This window comes from Mesorhizobium sp. NFR06 (assembly GCF_900115245.1).
In the GTDB taxonomy this organism is placed as follows: domain Bacteria; phylum Pseudomonadota; class Alphaproteobacteria; order Rhizobiales; family Rhizobiaceae; genus Mesorhizobium.
Window position 1 is genome coordinate 62379 of sequence record NZ_FOVT01000011.1, and the last position, 14234, is coordinate 76612.

Here is a 14234-nt window from a genome sequence, read left to right on the forward strand (position 1 = left end):
ATACGCAACTGCGCGTTGCCGCAACCCTGGCGGATCGATTTTAAGGAATGGTTGCGTGGACGGTAGCGATCGGTCCGCTAACCGGCAAACAATTGCCGGCATGATTAAGGATCGGTGTGCGGCGGCTACCAGCGCACGAATAGCCGCCCGCCAATGGCCCCGAGCAGCGTGAGGAAGGCGATCGCGATCGTGTACCAGGTGGCGACGAACAGCGGCGAATCGTCGAAGCAGTGTGCGGCATAGAAAGTTGCCGCGAGCCCGCCTGCAAGCAGGCCGGCGACCGCGCCGGCAAGCACCGGCCTGGTCGGCGCGCCATAGCGTAGCATGCCGAGGAAGATCGCCAGCGGGCCGATGCCGATCAGCGGGATGAAGGTCATGCAGATCATCATGTTCGAACCGATGAGCCGCTTGCCCCAGTCGGCCTCGGGCACGACGAAAAGCTCCAGAATCACCGCCAACACCACCAGCGCGGGCGCCGCGACCATCCAGGCCATCGCCCGCCGGGTCGAAGCACCCGGCATCGACAGCGCGCGGATCAGCGCGAAGGCGCTGGCGGCGAGCACCAGCGTGAACACGAATTTCGACATGAAGCGCATCGTGTGCATGGCCGGCATGAGGTCGGGACGCGGACCGATGGTCGCAAACAAGACCGCGGCCGCGATCGCCACGGCCACGCCGACGGCCAGCCACCAGGCCTTGCCGAGCGGCATCGCTTTGTCGCGGGCATCGGCGTCTAGCGCCTTGATGAGATCTTCGGTCCTCATGTCACTGTCGTCCGAACCTTTTCGCGATCGCGGCTAGCCCGCGATGCAGCGACACGCGCACCGCCGTTTCGCTGATGCCGAGCCTGGTTGCCGTCTCGCCGATCGACTGGCCGTCCACCGAGATCGAGGAGACCACCGAGCGTTGCGCCGGCGGCAGGCCGTCCAGCGCCCGGTTGATGTCGCGCTCGCTGACCTTTTCCGTCTCCGGCTCGGCGAAGGTTTCGGCGATCTCGTCGATCTCGACCTCGATGCGGCGCCCGCGCCTGCGGAAAGCGTCGATCAGCTTGAAGCGGGCGATCGCATAGACCCACGGCAGGACAGGCGCATCCTGGCGCCAAGTGTGCCGTTTGACGTGAATGGCCAGCAAGGTTTCCTGCACGACATCTTCGGGGTCGACCCCGCCCTGTACGACCTTGCGCCGGACGAAGCCGCGAACGAGAGCGGCTATCCGATGCAGAAAGTCGGCATAAGCCTTTTCGTCTCCCGCGATCGCAGCTCTGAGCAGCCTGGAAAACTCGGCCTCATCCTTGCCGGTCACAAGAGTGTACCCCCGATGTTCGCGTCTCGGCCCTGGTTTGTTACGAGGCCGGCGAAATAATGTCCAAGCCAAACTACCGCAAAATCACGAAAGTTTGCGACGGCCGCCACGCCCTTCAATTCTTCGTGGGAAGGCGGGACCCTTGCGACATCCGAGATGATCGCCCGGCACGATGCTGCTTATTTCGGCGGCGCCGCGATGATTTTTTCGCCACGGACACGCCGCGATCGCCCGAGAATCGGGGAAAACAGCCTCAAGGCTGCCGTTTCGGATTGGCATGGCCCTTGCATAGGAACCGGCGTGCAGAGCGTCTAGGGTTCCGGCCGTATCGATCACGGTGCTGGTCCGAGAGACGCAACCGCCAGGGATGCATTGAGGCATCCGGCGGAACACGGCGGGCCAAAATCCCGGGAGAACCCTGCACGGGTTTGCTGGCGCGAACCTCTCCCGGATGCGCGCTCCGTAAACCCCCAACAAAAGCCCGGACGTAAATCCGGACCGCAAACAGGGGTACGCAATGCTTCGCAAGCTGGCTGCAATCATCCTGGCCGCGTCACTCAGCCTTCCCTTCGTCCCGACCGCGCAGGCGACGCCCAAGAAAGATTTCAAGATCTGCTGGTCGATCTATGTCGGCTGGATGCCATGGGGCTATCTCGCCGACAGCGGCATCATGAAGAGATGGGCCGACAAATACGGCATCAATGTCGAGATCACCCGCATCAACGACTATGTCGAGAGTATCAACCAATACACCGCCGGCGGCTTTGACGGTTGCTCGATGACCAATATGGACGCGCTGTCGATCCCGGCCGGAGGCGGCGTCGACACGACTGCGCTGATCGTCGGCGACTTCTCCAACGGCAACGATGCCGTCATCCTCAAGGACAAGACCGCGCTCAAGGACATCGCCGGCCAGAAGATCAACCTCGTCGAGCTCTCGGTCTCGCACTATCTGCTGGCGCGCGCGTTGGATACGATCGGGCTCACCGAGAAGGACATCACGGTGGTCAACACCTCCGATGCCGACATGGTCGCCGCCTATGGCACCAGCGATGTCACTTCCGTTGTCACCTGGAATCCGCTGGTTTCGGAAATCGTCGCCATGCCGGGCGCCCACAAGGTATTCGATTCAACGCAGATTCCCGGCGAGATCATCGACCTGATGGTCGTCAACACCGCTACGCTGAAGGACAACCCGGCGCTCGGCAAGGCGCTCGTCGGCGCATGGTATGAAGTGATGGCTCTGATGACCTCCGGCACACCCGAAGGCAAGGCGGCCAAGGAAGAGATGGCCAAGGCGTCTGGCACCGATCTTGCCGGCTTCGACGCCCAGCTCGCGTCGACGGCGATGTTCTTCGAACCGGCCAAGGCGGTCGAGTTCACCAAGGGTGCTGAATTGCCTAAGACGATGGATCTCGTCCGCAACTTCCTGTTCAGCCATGGCATTCTCGGCACCAATGCGTCCAATGTCGATGTGACCGGCATGAGCTTCCCCGACGGCTCGACATTGGGCGACGCCGGCAACGTCAAGCTGCGGTTCGACCCGGCCTTCACGGCGGAGGCGGCGGCCGGAACGCTCTAGGACCGATCGTCATGCTAGCCAGAGGAACCAGTGCTGCGCAAGCAGGGGCAGGCGCGGACTTGGCCAGCCAGCCCGCAGGCGTGCCGAAGACACGGCTTCGCCTGATCAACGCCACGGTCTCGCGCAGCGGAGCGGTGTTGCTTGGCGCGTTGCCGTTCGCGGCCGTTGCCGCGGCCTATCTGGTCGCTTCGGCGCAGCGGTTGGCCGTCAACGCAAACGACAAGCTGCTGCCTGCCCCTGCGCAGATGTGGGCGGCGTTCTTCGATCTGGCGACGGTGCCGGACAAGCGCTCCGGCGACCTGATCCTGTGGGCCGACACCTATGCCAGCCTGGTCAGGCTGTTCGCGGGAGTGGGCTTGGCGACGCTGGCGGCGCTCCTGCTTGGTGTCGCCATCGGCTTCGTCCCGCGTGTCAGGGCGTTTTTGCTGCCCTTCGTCACCGTTGTCTGCGTCATCCCGCCCCTGGCGCTGCTGCCGATCCTGTTCATCGCGCTCGGCCTCGGCGAAACCGCCAAGATCACCCTGATCGCCGTCGGCGTGGCACCCGTCATGGTGCGCGACATCGCCAACCGGGTGATGGAGCTGCCGCCCGAACTCGTCGCCAAGGCGCAGACGCTCGGCGGCAACAGCTGGACCATGGTTCTAAGACTGGTCCTGCCGCAAATCATGCCGCGCCTCATCACCAGCGTGCGGCTGGCGCTCGGACCGGCCTGGCTGTTTCTGATCGCGGCGGAGGCCATCGCCTCGACCGAGGGGCTCGGCTACCGCATCTTCCTCGTCCGGCGCTACCTGTCGATGGACATCATCCTGCCCTACGTCGCCTGGATCACGCTGCTTGCCGTCGCCACCGACTGGCTGCTGGCGCGGCTCTCGCACGTCATCTCCCCCTGGGCTCATCCGGTGCAGAATAGATGAGCCGCATCGTCGTCCACGGACTGGAGAAAAGCTATGGCGACGCCCACGTGCTGGAGCGGGTCAACGTCACTGCCGAACCGGGCGAATTCCTGTCGCTGGTCGGTGCCAGCGGCTGCGGGAAATCTACCTTCTTGCGTATCCTGCTCGGCCAGGAACGGCAGAGCGGTGGCGTGGTCGTCGTCGGCGATCGGCCGATCGTGCCGGAACCGACGCCGCAGCGCGGCATCGTCTTTCAGCGCTATTCGGTGTTTCCGCATCTGACCGCGCTGCAGAACCTGCTGCTGGTCGAGGACTTTCGCTCTGGCGGACCGTTTGGCCGCGTCTTCGGCGCCCGGCGCAGAAGCGCCAGGCAAGAGGCCGAAACCATGCTGGAACGCGTCGGGCTCGCCCACGCCCGCAACCTTTATCCGGCATCGATGTCGGGCGGCATGCAGCAGCGGCTGGCAATCGCCCAGACCTTGCTCGGTCGGCCGCAGATCCTGCTTCTCGACGAGCCGTTCGGCGCGCTCGATCCCGGCATTCGCGTCGAGATGCATGAGTTGCTGACCGAGCTCTGGGTCGAGCACGGCATGACCGTCGTCATGGTCACCCACGATATCGGCGAGGCCTTCAAACTCGGCACCCGTGTGCTCGTCTTCGACAAGGTGCGCCACGACCCTCAGTTCCCTTCCGCCTATGGCGCGACGATCACATACGATCTGAAGCTCGACCGCAACCACCGGGCTTCCTCACGAGACGTGGCCAAAGTGGCCGCGATGGTCGGGACGACCCGACTGGACAGCGCAATTGCGACGACGGCGTCGTGAAGGAGGTCTTTCGTGCATAGCAACATTCCAGAACGCCGGCATCGCCGTGCCGGCATAGTCGACTACCAACCACGCCAACGCTTCCACCATCCGAACTTCGAGATCCGCGACATGCAGGGCTGGAAGTCGATCGAGGCGGAAGGAAAGCTGCCTGAGGACGGCTGGCGCAAGGAACAGAAATGGGCGCTGGACATGGGTCTGCCGGGATCGGAATCGATCACCGACAAGTCCATCCCGACCTTCGCGCGCGGCGAGCTGCCGCATTTCGCCGGCATCAACACCTTTCTCAAGGCGCCCTATGTCGAGAATGTCCGCGACGTCGGCCGATATGATGCTGCCGTCATGGGCATTCCCTTCGACAGTGGCACCACCTACCGTCCGGGAACCCGTTTCGGGCCGCAAGGCATTCGTCGCATCTCGGCACTTTACACGCCCTACAACTACGAGTTGGGAGTCGACCTGCGCGAGCAGATGACGCTGTGCGACGCCGGCGACGTCTTCACCATCCCGGCCAATCTCGAAAAGAGCTTTGACCAGATCACCAAGGGCGTCAGCCACGTAGCCTCCTCGGGCGCGCTGCCGATCATGTTGGGCGGCGATCATTCGATCGGGTTCCCCTGCGTACGCGGCATCGCCGACGTCACCTCGAAGCGGATCGGCATCATTCATTTCGACCGCCACATCGATATCCAGGAAAAGGATCTCGACGAGCGCATGCACACCACGCCCTGGTATTGGGCGACGAACTTGCCGAACGTCTCGGCCACCAATCTGGTGCAGCTTGGCATCGGCGGATGGCAGGTGCCCCGCTATGGCGTGGCCGAGGCCAGGAAGCGTGGCACCAACGTGCTGACGATTTCGGACATCGAGCAGATGGGACTTGAAAAGACGGCCGAGATCGCGCTCGAGCTGGCGTGGAAGGATGCCGACGCCGTCTACATTTCCTTCGACGTCGACAGCGTCGACTGCGGTTTCGTGCCAGGCACGGGTTGGCCCGAGCCCGGCGGCTTCCTGCCGCGCGAGGCGCTGAAGCTGCTCGGGCTGGTGTCGGCGCCCGGCATTTGCGGACTGGAGGTGGTGGAGGTGTCGCCGCCCTACGATACCTCGGACATCACCGCGCTGTTCGGCGTGCGGGTTGTCGTCGAAGCGCTCGGCTCGATGGTCGCCCATGGCACGCTGGGCAAGCACAAATCCATCATCGACAAGCCGACGAGCTTTTGACCATGCACGATGATCATCACCACAGCCACGACCATGGCGAAGGCCAGCACCATCACGCGTCGATCGGCCATCACCACCATCCGCACACGGTCGGTCACAACGGGCCGGCCGGCAGGCCGTTGCAGTGGCAGACGCCGCATTTGCCGCCCGAGCATGTGCCCGAGCCGGGCGACCCGCGCACGACCGATCTCGATCTCGTCGAAACCGCCTTTCTCGACGGGTTCGCGCGGGCACCCGATCCGTCCAGCTTCCTGCGGCTCGCCGGCATTCCGTTCCTCGGCGAAGCCGCGGACGGGAAGCGGCTGCACCTGCTGCGCGTCGAGACGCAGGAGATCGTCGATGTCGGCGCCGTGATGCCGCTGATCGGTGGCGCCGGCGTGACCTACAACCCGCTGCCGGCGAAGCTGACATCGCACCGGCGGCGCCTGGCATTCGTCTACCATGACGGCAATGGCCAGCGGCCCCTCGATTTCAGCGAGGCACGGCTTCTGAGCGACAGGTCCGCGACGGCCGAAATCGCGATGCCCGACAGTGAACGCCGGCTTTGACCGGATCCTCCCCTTTCAGACAGGTTCAGACCAATGAACAGAATGCTTTCGATCCTCTCCAGGCTTGCCCCGGCAGCTTTCTCAAGGCTTGCTTCGACGGCCATGGCGGTCCTCATGCCGTCACTGGCCTTCGCCCATAGCGGCGGCTTTCATGTCCACGGCTTCCTGAGCGGTCTTCAACACCCACTGGCCGGCATGGACCATCTGCTTGCGATGCTGTCCGTCGGCATCATTGCGGCTCGAACCGGCGGCAGGGCCGTCATCCTCGTGCCGGCGTGTTTCGTCGCGGCGATGGTCGCGGGCGCCATGCTCGGGATCGCCGGCATCGGCTTGCCTTCGCTGGAGTCCGGGATTGCGCTGTCGCTGGTGGCTTTCGGCGCCATGGTCGCGCTCGCCAGACCGATGCCATTTGCCTTCGCCGCGTCGCTCGCGACGCTCTTCGGTCTGTTCCACGGCAACGCCCATGGTCTTGAGATTCCGGAGACGGTCGACGGCATGGCCTATGCGATCGGTTTCCTCGCCATCACCTCGGCTTTGCACGCGACCGGAATGCTTGTGGCGTTGCGGAGCCGGCCGGCAGCCGTCCGCGCGGCCGGGTTCGGCACCTCGTTGGTCGGGGTCGCGCTGGTCGCGCAGCTTCTCTGAAGGCGTTTGAAGGATCGCGCTTGAGCCGGTTGATTTCAGGTCGAACCGACCTGAACTCTGAATCCGTCTCTAAATCAAAGAGATAGAGCATGATGTCGTCCGCAAACCGCTTCACGCTTGTCGGCATCATGCCCTAGCAGGAGGCAGAGCCATGCCTAGGACGATCTGGCGGCGCATTCGAGCGCTGCTGTACTTTATCCTGAAGGTGCGGGCCGAGCGGCTCTGACCGCAATCGTTCCCGCAGCCTCGCGCGGGACCGCTATTGCCGGCCCCGTGCGACAGGGGATTGCTCGGCTTGAAACAATGGATGCCATTGGATCCCGCCAAGGGTTCTGGCAAATCCAGCGGCACCCAATTCACATGGAATTGTCCGCGTGGCGCCGGCTTTCACGCCTCCGCGACGGAATGAGCCATCCTCACAATGTTGACTATCATTATCAGGTATTGGTAGGTGGGGGCGGATCACCAAAATCAAGGACAGCACCATGAAACTTGCCCTTTCGACCCTTGCCGGCGCCGTCGCGCTGGCGGCGAGCCTGATCGCCGCGCCGACCCTGGCCGCGGATCAAGGCATCATCGTCTACAACGCCCAACATGAGAGCCTTGCCAAGGAGTGGGCGAAAGGCTTCACCAAGGAAACCGGCATCAAGGTCACGCTGCGCAATGGCGGCGACAGTGACTTCTCCAACCAGATCGTCGCCGAGGGCGCCGCCTCGCCGGCCGACGTGTTCCTGACCGAGAATTCACCCGCGATGGCGCTGGTCGAGGCGGCTGGCCTGTTTGCCCCGGTCGACGCCGACACCCTCGCCCAGGTTCCGCAGGAATACCAGCCGTCGAGCGGCAAGTGGGTCGGCGTTGCCGCCCGTAGCACCGTCTTCGCCTACAGCAAGGACAAGCTGAAGGAAGGCCAGTTGCCCAAGTCGCTGCTCGACCTCGCCGATCCGAGCTGGAAGGGCCGGTGGGCCGCCTCGCCCTCCGGCGCCGACTTCCAGGCCATCGTCAGCGCCCTGCTGCAGCTCAAGGGCGAGGCCGCGACCGCCGACTGGCTGAAGGCGATGAAGGAAAATTTCACCGCCTACAAGGGCAACAGCACGGTGATGAAGGCGGTCAACGCCGGCGAGATCGATGGCGGCGTCATCTACCACTATTATTATTTCGGCGACCAGGCCAAGACCGGCGAGAACAGCAAGAATGTCGGCCTGCATTATTTCAAGAACCAGGACCCGGGCGCCTTCGTTTCGGTGTCCGGCGGCGGCGTGCTGGCCTCCAGCAAGCATCCGAAGGAAGCCCAGGCATTCCTGAAGTGGGTTACCGGCAAGGGCGGCCAGGACGTGCTGAAGACCGGTACGTCATATGAATATGCGGTCGGCAAGGGCGCGCAATCCAACCCGAAGCTAGTGCCGCTCCCCGACCTGCAGGCGCCGAAGATCGACCCGGCGACGCTGAACTCCAAGAAGGTCATCGACCTGATGACGCAAGCCGGCTTGCTTTAGTTCAAGTTCGTCCTAAAAGGGCGAAAGACCGTGCTCCCGGGGGAATTCGCTTTCCGCGGGAGCGCTTTTGTTTGGAGATCGCCTCGTCGATGACGATCGACTGCGCTTCGAGCCGCGTGGGCGGCGTATCGGATCGTTTCCGCCAGCCGGCGGTAGCGACGTGGCGGCTCGCCTGATGCAGTCGGCGATCGACATGGCGCCTGGACGACTGCCGACGGCCCGGATGAAGAAGCGCCGGTCCACCTCGTGGATCACGCTCGCCGCCGCCCTGATCTCCCTGATCGCGCTGCTGCCGCTCGCCTTCATCGTCTGGATCGCGATCCAGACCGGCTGGGATACGGTGGTGGCATTGATCTTGCGCCCGCGCGTCGGCGAACTGCTGGTCAACACCGTGCTCCTCGTCGTCATTACCGTGCCGATCGCAATCGCGCTGTCGGTGGCGCTGGCCTGGCTGACCGAACGCAGCGATCTGCCCGGCAACCGCCTGTGGTCGTGGCTCTCGGTAGCCCCGCTCGCCATTCCCGCTTTCGTGCACAGCTATGCCTGGATCAGCTTTGTTCCAGGCCTGCACGGGCTCTGGGCCGGCGTGCTGGTCTCGGTGATAGCCTATTTCCCGTTCCTCTATCTGCCGATCGCCGCCGCCTTGCGCCGGCTCGATCCGGCGCTGGAGGATGCCGCCGCCGCGCTTGGTCTTGGCCCGTGGCGCGTCTTCGCGCGCGTGGTGCTGCCGCAGCTGCGGCTGGCGATCTGCGGCGGGTCGCTGCTGGTCGGTCTGCATCTGCTGGCCGAATACGGCCTCTATGTCTTCATCCGCTTCGACACTTTCACCACCGCGATCGTCGACCAGTTCCAGTCGACCTTCAACGGCCCCGCCGCCAATATGCTGGCCGCCGTGCTGGTGGTCTGCTGCCTTTTCCTGCTCGCCCTCGAGGTGATGGTCCGCGGCGAGGAGCGCTATGCCCGGGTCGGCTCCGGCGCCGCGCGCAAGCAGCAGCGCGCCCGGCTCGGCCTGGCCACTCTGGCATGCCTGCTTTTGCCGGCGGGCGTCGCGCTGCTGTCGCTCGGCGTGCCCTTCGTCACGGTCAGCCGCTGGCTCATCGCCGGCGGCGTCGATGTCTGGCGTTGGGACGAGATCGGCCTGGCGCTCGGCCAGACGCTGTTCCTCGCCATCGCCGGCGCGGTGCTTGCAACGATTGCCGCCATGCCGATGGCGTGGATCTCGATCCGCGCGCCGGGACGGCTGCAACGCCTGCTCGAGAGCTGCAATTACATCGTCGGCGCCTTGCCGGGCGTGGTCATCGCGCTGGCGCTGGTGACGATCACCGTGCGCGTCGCGCTGCCGCTCTACCAGACGCTGTTCACCATCCTGTTTGGCTATGCGCTGATGTTCCTGCCGCGCGCGCTGGTCAGCCTGCGCGCTTCGATAGCGCAGGCGCCGGTAGAGCTGGAGCGCGCCGCTTCCAGCCTGGGCCGGCCCCCGGTCAGGGCGCTGTGGGCGACGACCATCCGCCTGTCGGCGCCTGGTGCCGCGGCCGGCATGGCGATGGTGGCGCTCGGCATCACGAACGAGCTCACCGCCACCCAGATGCTGGCGCCGAACGGCACCCGCACGCTGGCGATGGCCTTTTGGTCCTATAGCGGCGAGATCGACTACGCCTCCGCCGCTCCTTACGCGCTGATCATGGTGGCGATGTCGTTGCCGATGACGTGGTGGCTCTACGTCCAGTCGAAACGGATGGCCGGGCGATGAGCTTTCTCGAACTCAGCGGTGTCGCCAAGAACTACGGCCCGGTGGCGGCGGTCGCCGGCGTCGACCTGCAGGTCGAGAGCGGCAGCCGCACCGCGATCGTCGGCCCCTCCGGCTGCGGCAAGACAACGTTGCTGAGGCTGATTGCCGGCTTCGAGGCGCCGGATCGCGGCCGCATCGCACTCGACGGCAAGGTGCTCGCCAATGGCGGGGCCGCGGTGCCGGCACACCGGCGCGGCATCGGCGTGGTGGCGCAGGACGGCGCCCTGTTCCCGCATCTCAGCATCGCCGACAATATCGGTTTCGGCATCGCCCGGAACGCCGAGGGACGCGCGCAACATATCGTCGAGCTCGCCTATATCGTCGGGCTGGACAAGGCGATCCTGAAGCGCCGGCCGCACGAGCTCTCCGGCGGCCAGCAGCAGCGCGTGGCGCTCGCCCGCGCCATGGCGATGAAGCCGAGGCTGATGCTGCTCGACGAGCCCTTCTCGGCGCTCGACACCGGGCTTCGCGCCTCGATGCGCAAGGCGGTTGCCGAGCTGCTGGAAGAGGCTGGCATCACCACCATCCTGGTCACGCACGACCAGGCCGAGGCGCTGTCTTTCGCCAGCCAGGTGGCGGTCATGCGCGACGGCCTGTTTTCGCAGGTCGGCACGCCGCGCGAGCTCTATTTCCAACCCAGGGACAGGATGGTCGCCGAATTCCTCGGCGACGCCATCATCGTGCCGGCCAGGATCGCGGACGGCTTTGCCGTATCGCGGCTCGGCCGCATCGCTGTAGACACCAAGGAACGGCGCGATGTCGCGCGCATCATGCTCCGGCCTGAGCAGGTCCTGCTCAAGCGAACCTCGCGCGAAGGCATGTCCGGCACACCGGACATGCTGTTCGGCGAAGTGACGGACTGCGAATTCGCCGGCTCGGTCTGCACCGTCGCGGTGCGGCTGCTCAACAGCCCGGATCCGCCGGATGCGGCTGCGATCGGCAACACGCCGCTGGTCCTGCGCAGGACAGGCATGGACGCCCCGGCGATCGGCGAGATCGTGCGCCTCACCGTCAACGGCAAGGCGCATGTATTCGCCTAGGTCCGGGTTGAGCCATGCCTCAGCGCACGCGCTGCCCCGTCGCCGGCGACCAAAGCGGCCATTGCTCCAGGAAATCGCAGCTGTGGATGACGACGCGAGCGCCGTCGATCAGGATGAGCGAATAGGCGGGCGGCGCCTGCTCGACCATTTCGTCGCCCACCAGGTCGAGCATGAAGCGGGCATGCAGGCCGCGCTGCGCCGAGAACGGAATGCCGGCGACGGTGCCGGCGATGTCGCGGTGGACATGGCCGAAGAAGATATAGCCGACATTGCCATGCCGGGTCAGCACGTCGATGAGCCGCTGCGGCTGTTCGAGGCCAAGCGGATCGAGCAGCGTCAGCCCGAGCTCGACTGGCGGATGGTGCAGGAAAATATAGGCCGTTTTGCTCGCCGCCTCGGTGAGCATGGCGTCGAGCCAGCCGAGGCGGTTGTCGCACAACTCGCCGCTGACGCGGCCTTCGGCCAGGCTGTCGAGAAAAACGAGACGCCCTTCCGGCGTATCGAAAACCGATTGCACGAAGCCGTTGCCGTCAGTCCCGTTTTCCGGAAAGGCGGCGATGAGATTGGCGCGCCGGTCGTGGTTTCCAGGCAGCAGCCGGTAAGGCACGCTGAGCCGGTCCAGCGCCGCTTTCAGGTCGACATAGGCTTGCGTGTCGCCGCCATCGGCCAGGTCGCCGGTGAAGATGCAGAGCGTGGCATCGCCATGGCGGGCGTTGATGTGATCGATGCAGCGGCCGAGCCGCTCGTGCAGGTCGGCGCCATAGCGGATTTCGCCCCGACGGCCGAGATGGACGTCGGTGACCTGGATTATCTTCATTCCCCGAACCCTTATTCAAATTCGCAACGTCAGCCACGCAAGGACCGCCTTACAGCGCCGGCTCCGGCACCGAAGCCTTGAACACGTCGAGCCTGCCGCCGGTCTCGGACGAGAAGAAATGCAGATCGGATTCGGCGAACTGCAGGCCGATCGCGCTGCCCGGTTCGGAGTGGACGGTCTCGGACGTCACGATGGAGAACGGCGCGCCGTCGAGGTCGACATAGATGACCCGGCCGGCGCCCAGCTCCTCGATGAGGTCGACGGTCGCCGCAAGCGCTCCGGGCGTGCCCGGCGCCACCATGCGCACCGCCTCGGGCCGGATGCCGACCGCGACTTTCGAGCCCACGGGAAGGCCCGTGCGCGACACGTTGAGCTTGCGGCTGTCGCCGAGCAGCGACAGCCCGTCGAGCGTGACGGTGCCCTCGAGCATGTTCATCGTCGGCGCACCGACGAAGGTGGCGACGAAGCGGCTCGCCGGCCGGCTGTAGACTTCCGCCGGTGTGCCGACCTGCTCGACACGGCCGCCATTCATCACCACCAGCCGGTCGGCCAGCGTCATCGCTTCGACCTGGTCATGGGTGACGAAGACCGAGGTCGCGCTGAGGCGCCTGTGCAGCTTGCGGATCTCGGAGCGCATCTGAACGCGCAGCTTGGCGTCGAGGTTGGAGAGCGGCTCGTCGAAGAGGAACACCTTCGGCTCGCGGATCATGGCGCGGCCCATGGCGACGCGCTGGCGCTGGCCGCCCGAGAGCGCCATCGGCTTGCGGTCGAGCAGATGCTCGAGTTCCAGGATGCGGGCGACGGCCTGGATGCGCCGGGTGCGCTCGGCCGCAGGAATGCCGGCCACCTTCAGCGAATAACCGATGTTCTGCGCCACGCTCATATGCGGATAGAGCGCGTAATTTTGGAAAACCATGGCGCAGCCGCGCTCGCGCGGCTCGAGCTTGTTGACCACGGTGCCGTCGATGGCGATCGTGCCGTCGGAGATCTCTTCCAGCCCCGCGATCATCCTCAGCAACGTGGACTTGCCGCAGCCGGACGGCCCGAGGATGACGACGAACTCGCCGGATTTGATGTCGAGGTTGACGCCATGCACCACCTGCATCTTGGCGTAACTCTTCCTGACGTCGCGGATGGTGATGGAGGCCATTTCCTGTCTCCCTATTTTTCGGTGGCGATCAGGCCGCGCACGAACCAGCGCTGCATCAGCACCACGACGATAAGCGGCGGCAGCATGACGATCAACGTGCCGGCCATGGCGATATGCCATTCCGGGGCACCGCCGACATTGGGGATCAGCTGCTTGAGCTCGGTCACCGCGGTGGCATGGCTGGCATCCGTGGTGATCAACAGCGGCCACAGATACTGGTTCCAGGCCCACAGGAACATGATGGTGCCGAGCGCCGCCATGTTGTTGCGCGACAGCGGCAAAAGGACATCGACGAAAAAGCGCAGCGCGCCGGCGCCGTCCATGCGCGCGGCCTCGGTCAGTTCGTCCGGCACCGTCAGGAAGAACTGGCGGTAGAGGAAAGTGCCAGTGGCGGTGGCGATCAGCGGCATGATCAGGCCGGTGTAGGAATTGAGCAGTCCGAGGTTGAGCTGGACCTGGACGCCGGAAGTCTTCTCGATCAGCCAGGAGAGGCCGGTCACGTCCATGATCGCCTGGTAGGGCGACAACACGTTGGCGACCACCGCATAGGTCGGCACGATGCGCACTTCGAGCGGCAGCATGAGCGTGACGAAGATCAACCAGAAGATCAGCGTGCGGCCGGGATAGCGGAAATAGACGATCGAAAACGCGGTGAGCGCCGAGATGATCACTTTGCCGGCGGCGACGCCTGCCGCCATGATGAAGGAGTTGAGCAGCTTCGGGCCGAGATCGGCCGTCGTCCAGGCGGTCTTGATGTTGACCCAGAAATCGCTGCCCGGCAGCAGCGACATCGGCACGTCGTTGACGTCCTTGAGATTGTGCGAGGCGGCGATCGCCACGATGACGAACGGCGCCACGCAAAATACAAAGCCGACGAACAGGATGAGGTGCGTCAGGAAATTGAGGATCGGGGTGCGTTCGACCATG

At 64.9% G+C, this 14234-nt stretch carries 14 protein-coding genes and 1 riboswitch; of the genes, 9 read left to right on the forward strand and 5 right to left on the reverse strand.

The window, feature by feature from the left end:
* Positions 1 to 125: 125 nt before the first annotated feature.
* Positions 126 to 764: an NrsF family protein gene (locus F3H96_RS19500; protein ID WP_149803356.1), complete on the reverse strand. Its 639-nt coding sequence runs from the start codon at positions 762 to 764 to the stop codon at positions 126 to 128.
* Between the two features lies 1 nt (position 765).
* On the reverse strand, positions 766 to 1302 hold the full coding sequence (locus F3H96_RS19505; protein ID WP_149803357.1) for a sigma-70 family RNA polymerase sigma factor: 537 nt from the start codon (positions 1300 to 1302) through the stop codon (positions 766 to 768).
* Positions 1303 to 1602: 300 nt separating this feature from the next.
* A riboswitch (guanidine-I (ykkC/yxkD leader) is annotated at positions 1603 to 1718 on the forward strand.
* 101 nt (positions 1719 to 1819) lie between these two features.
* Here F3H96_RS19505 and F3H96_RS19510 point away from each other — a divergent pair.
* The 9 genes from F3H96_RS19510 (at position 1820) to F3H96_RS19550 (ending at position 11340) form a co-directional block, all read left to right on the forward strand.
* Positions 1820 to 2884, forward strand: a complete 1065-nt coding sequence (locus F3H96_RS19510; RefSeq protein WP_149803358.1) for a putative urea ABC transporter substrate-binding protein — start codon at positions 1820 to 1822, stop codon at positions 2882 to 2884.
* A 134-nt stretch (positions 2885 to 3018) separates the two neighbouring features.
* On the forward strand, positions 3019 to 3798 hold the full coding sequence (locus tag F3H96_RS19515; RefSeq protein ID WP_244620075.1) for an ABC transporter permease subunit: 780 nt from the start codon (positions 3019 to 3021) through the stop codon (positions 3796 to 3798).
* Positions 3795 to 4604, forward strand: coding sequence for an ATP-binding cassette domain-containing protein (locus tag F3H96_RS19520; RefSeq protein WP_149803359.1), 810 nt, complete (start codon positions 3795 to 3797; stop codon positions 4602 to 4604). The genes F3H96_RS19515 and F3H96_RS19520 overlap by 4 nt, the downstream gene beginning before the upstream one ends.
* 12 nt (positions 4605 to 4616) lie before the next feature.
* The gene (locus tag F3H96_RS19525) at positions 4617 to 5825 is read left to right on the forward strand and encodes an agmatinase family protein (RefSeq protein WP_188131458.1); all 1209 of its coding nucleotides are present in this window, start codon (positions 4617 to 4619) and stop codon (positions 5823 to 5825) included.
* A 2-nt stretch (positions 5826 to 5827) separates the two neighbouring features.
* Positions 5828 to 6373, forward strand: a complete 546-nt coding sequence (locus tag F3H96_RS19530) for a hypothetical protein (protein ID WP_149803360.1) — start codon at positions 5828 to 5830, stop codon at positions 6371 to 6373.
* A gap of 33 nt (positions 6374 to 6406) precedes the next feature.
* Positions 6407 to 7018, forward strand: coding sequence for a HupE/UreJ family protein (locus F3H96_RS19535; protein ID WP_244620066.1), 612 nt, complete (start codon positions 6407 to 6409; stop codon positions 7016 to 7018).
* Positions 7019 to 7503: 485 nt separating this feature from the next.
* The gene (locus F3H96_RS19540; RefSeq protein ID WP_149803361.1) at positions 7504 to 8511 is read left to right on the forward strand and encodes an iron ABC transporter substrate-binding protein; all 1008 of its coding nucleotides are present in this window, start codon (positions 7504 to 7506) and stop codon (positions 8509 to 8511) included.
* A gap of 193 nt (positions 8512 to 8704) precedes the next feature.
* On the forward strand, positions 8705 to 10261 hold the full coding sequence (locus F3H96_RS19545) for an iron ABC transporter permease (RefSeq protein ID WP_244620076.1): 1557 nt from the start codon (positions 8705 to 8707) through the stop codon (positions 10259 to 10261).
* Positions 10258 to 11340, forward strand: coding sequence for an ABC transporter ATP-binding protein (locus F3H96_RS19550; RefSeq protein ID WP_149803362.1), 1083 nt, complete (start codon positions 10258 to 10260; stop codon positions 11338 to 11340). Before F3H96_RS19545 ends, F3H96_RS19550 begins: the two co-directional genes overlap by 4 nt.
* Positions 11341 to 11359: 19 nt before the next feature.
* Here F3H96_RS19550 and F3H96_RS19555 read toward each other — a convergent pair whose 3' ends face one another.
* From F3H96_RS19555 to F3H96_RS19565, 3 genes are read right to left on the reverse strand one after another with little or no spacing between them, the layout of a single operon-like run.
* Positions 11360 to 12157 carry a phosphodiesterase gene (locus F3H96_RS19555; RefSeq protein ID WP_149803363.1) on the reverse strand — a complete coding sequence of 266 codons (798 nt, stop codon included), beginning with the start codon at positions 12155 to 12157 and terminating at the stop codon, positions 11360 to 11362.
* A gap of 49 nt (positions 12158 to 12206) precedes the next feature.
* The gene (ugpC, locus tag F3H96_RS19560; RefSeq protein WP_149803364.1) at positions 12207 to 13307 is read right to left on the reverse strand and encodes a sn-glycerol-3-phosphate ABC transporter ATP-binding protein UgpC; all 1101 of its coding nucleotides are present in this window, start codon (positions 13305 to 13307) and stop codon (positions 12207 to 12209) included.
* A gap of 11 nt (positions 13308 to 13318) precedes the next feature.
* Positions 13319 to 14233, reverse strand: a complete 915-nt coding sequence (locus F3H96_RS19565) for an ABC transporter permease subunit (protein WP_149803365.1) — start codon at positions 14231 to 14233, stop codon at positions 13319 to 13321.
* Between the last annotated feature and the right edge of the window lies 1 nt (position 14234).

What these genes read in the sequence shown, in the direction of transcription:
- F3H96_RS19535 (WP_244620066.1), top strand. Translation starts at nt 6,407, where the DNA reads ATGAACAGAATGCTTTCGATCCTCTCCAGGCTTGCCCCGGCAGCTTTC.
- F3H96_RS19545 (WP_244620076.1), top strand. Translation starts at nt 8,705, where the DNA reads ATGGCGCCTGGACGACTGCCGACGGCCCGGATGAAGAAGCGCCGGTCC.
- F3H96_RS19510 (WP_149803358.1), top strand. Translation starts at nt 1,820, where the DNA reads ATGCTTCGCAAGCTGGCTGCAATCATCCTGGCCGCGTCACTCAGCCTT.
- F3H96_RS19565 (WP_149803365.1), bottom strand. Translation starts at nt 14,233, where the DNA reads ATGGTCGAACGCACCCCGATCCTCAATTTCCTGACGCACCTCATCCTG.
- F3H96_RS19520 (WP_149803359.1), top strand. Translation starts at nt 3,795, where the DNA reads ATGAGCCGCATCGTCGTCCACGGACTGGAGAAAAGCTATGGCGACGCC.
- F3H96_RS19540 (WP_149803361.1), top strand. Translation starts at nt 7,504, where the DNA reads ATGAAACTTGCCCTTTCGACCCTTGCCGGCGCCGTCGCGCTGGCGGCG.
- ugpC (WP_149803364.1), bottom strand. Translation starts at nt 13,307, where the DNA reads ATGGCCTCCATCACCATCCGCGACGTCAGGAAGAGTTACGCCAAGATG.
- F3H96_RS19500 (WP_149803356.1), bottom strand. Translation starts at nt 764, where the DNA reads ATGAGGACCGAAGATCTCATCAAGGCGCTAGACGCCGATGCCCGCGAC.
- F3H96_RS19530 (WP_149803360.1), top strand. Translation starts at nt 5,828, where the DNA reads ATGCACGATGATCATCACCACAGCCACGACCATGGCGAAGGCCAGCAC.
- F3H96_RS19555 (WP_149803363.1), bottom strand. Translation starts at nt 12,157, where the DNA reads ATGAAGATAATCCAGGTCACCGACGTCCATCTCGGCCGTCGGGGCGAA.
- F3H96_RS19550 (WP_149803362.1), top strand. Translation starts at nt 10,258, where the DNA reads ATGAGCTTTCTCGAACTCAGCGGTGTCGCCAAGAACTACGGCCCGGTG.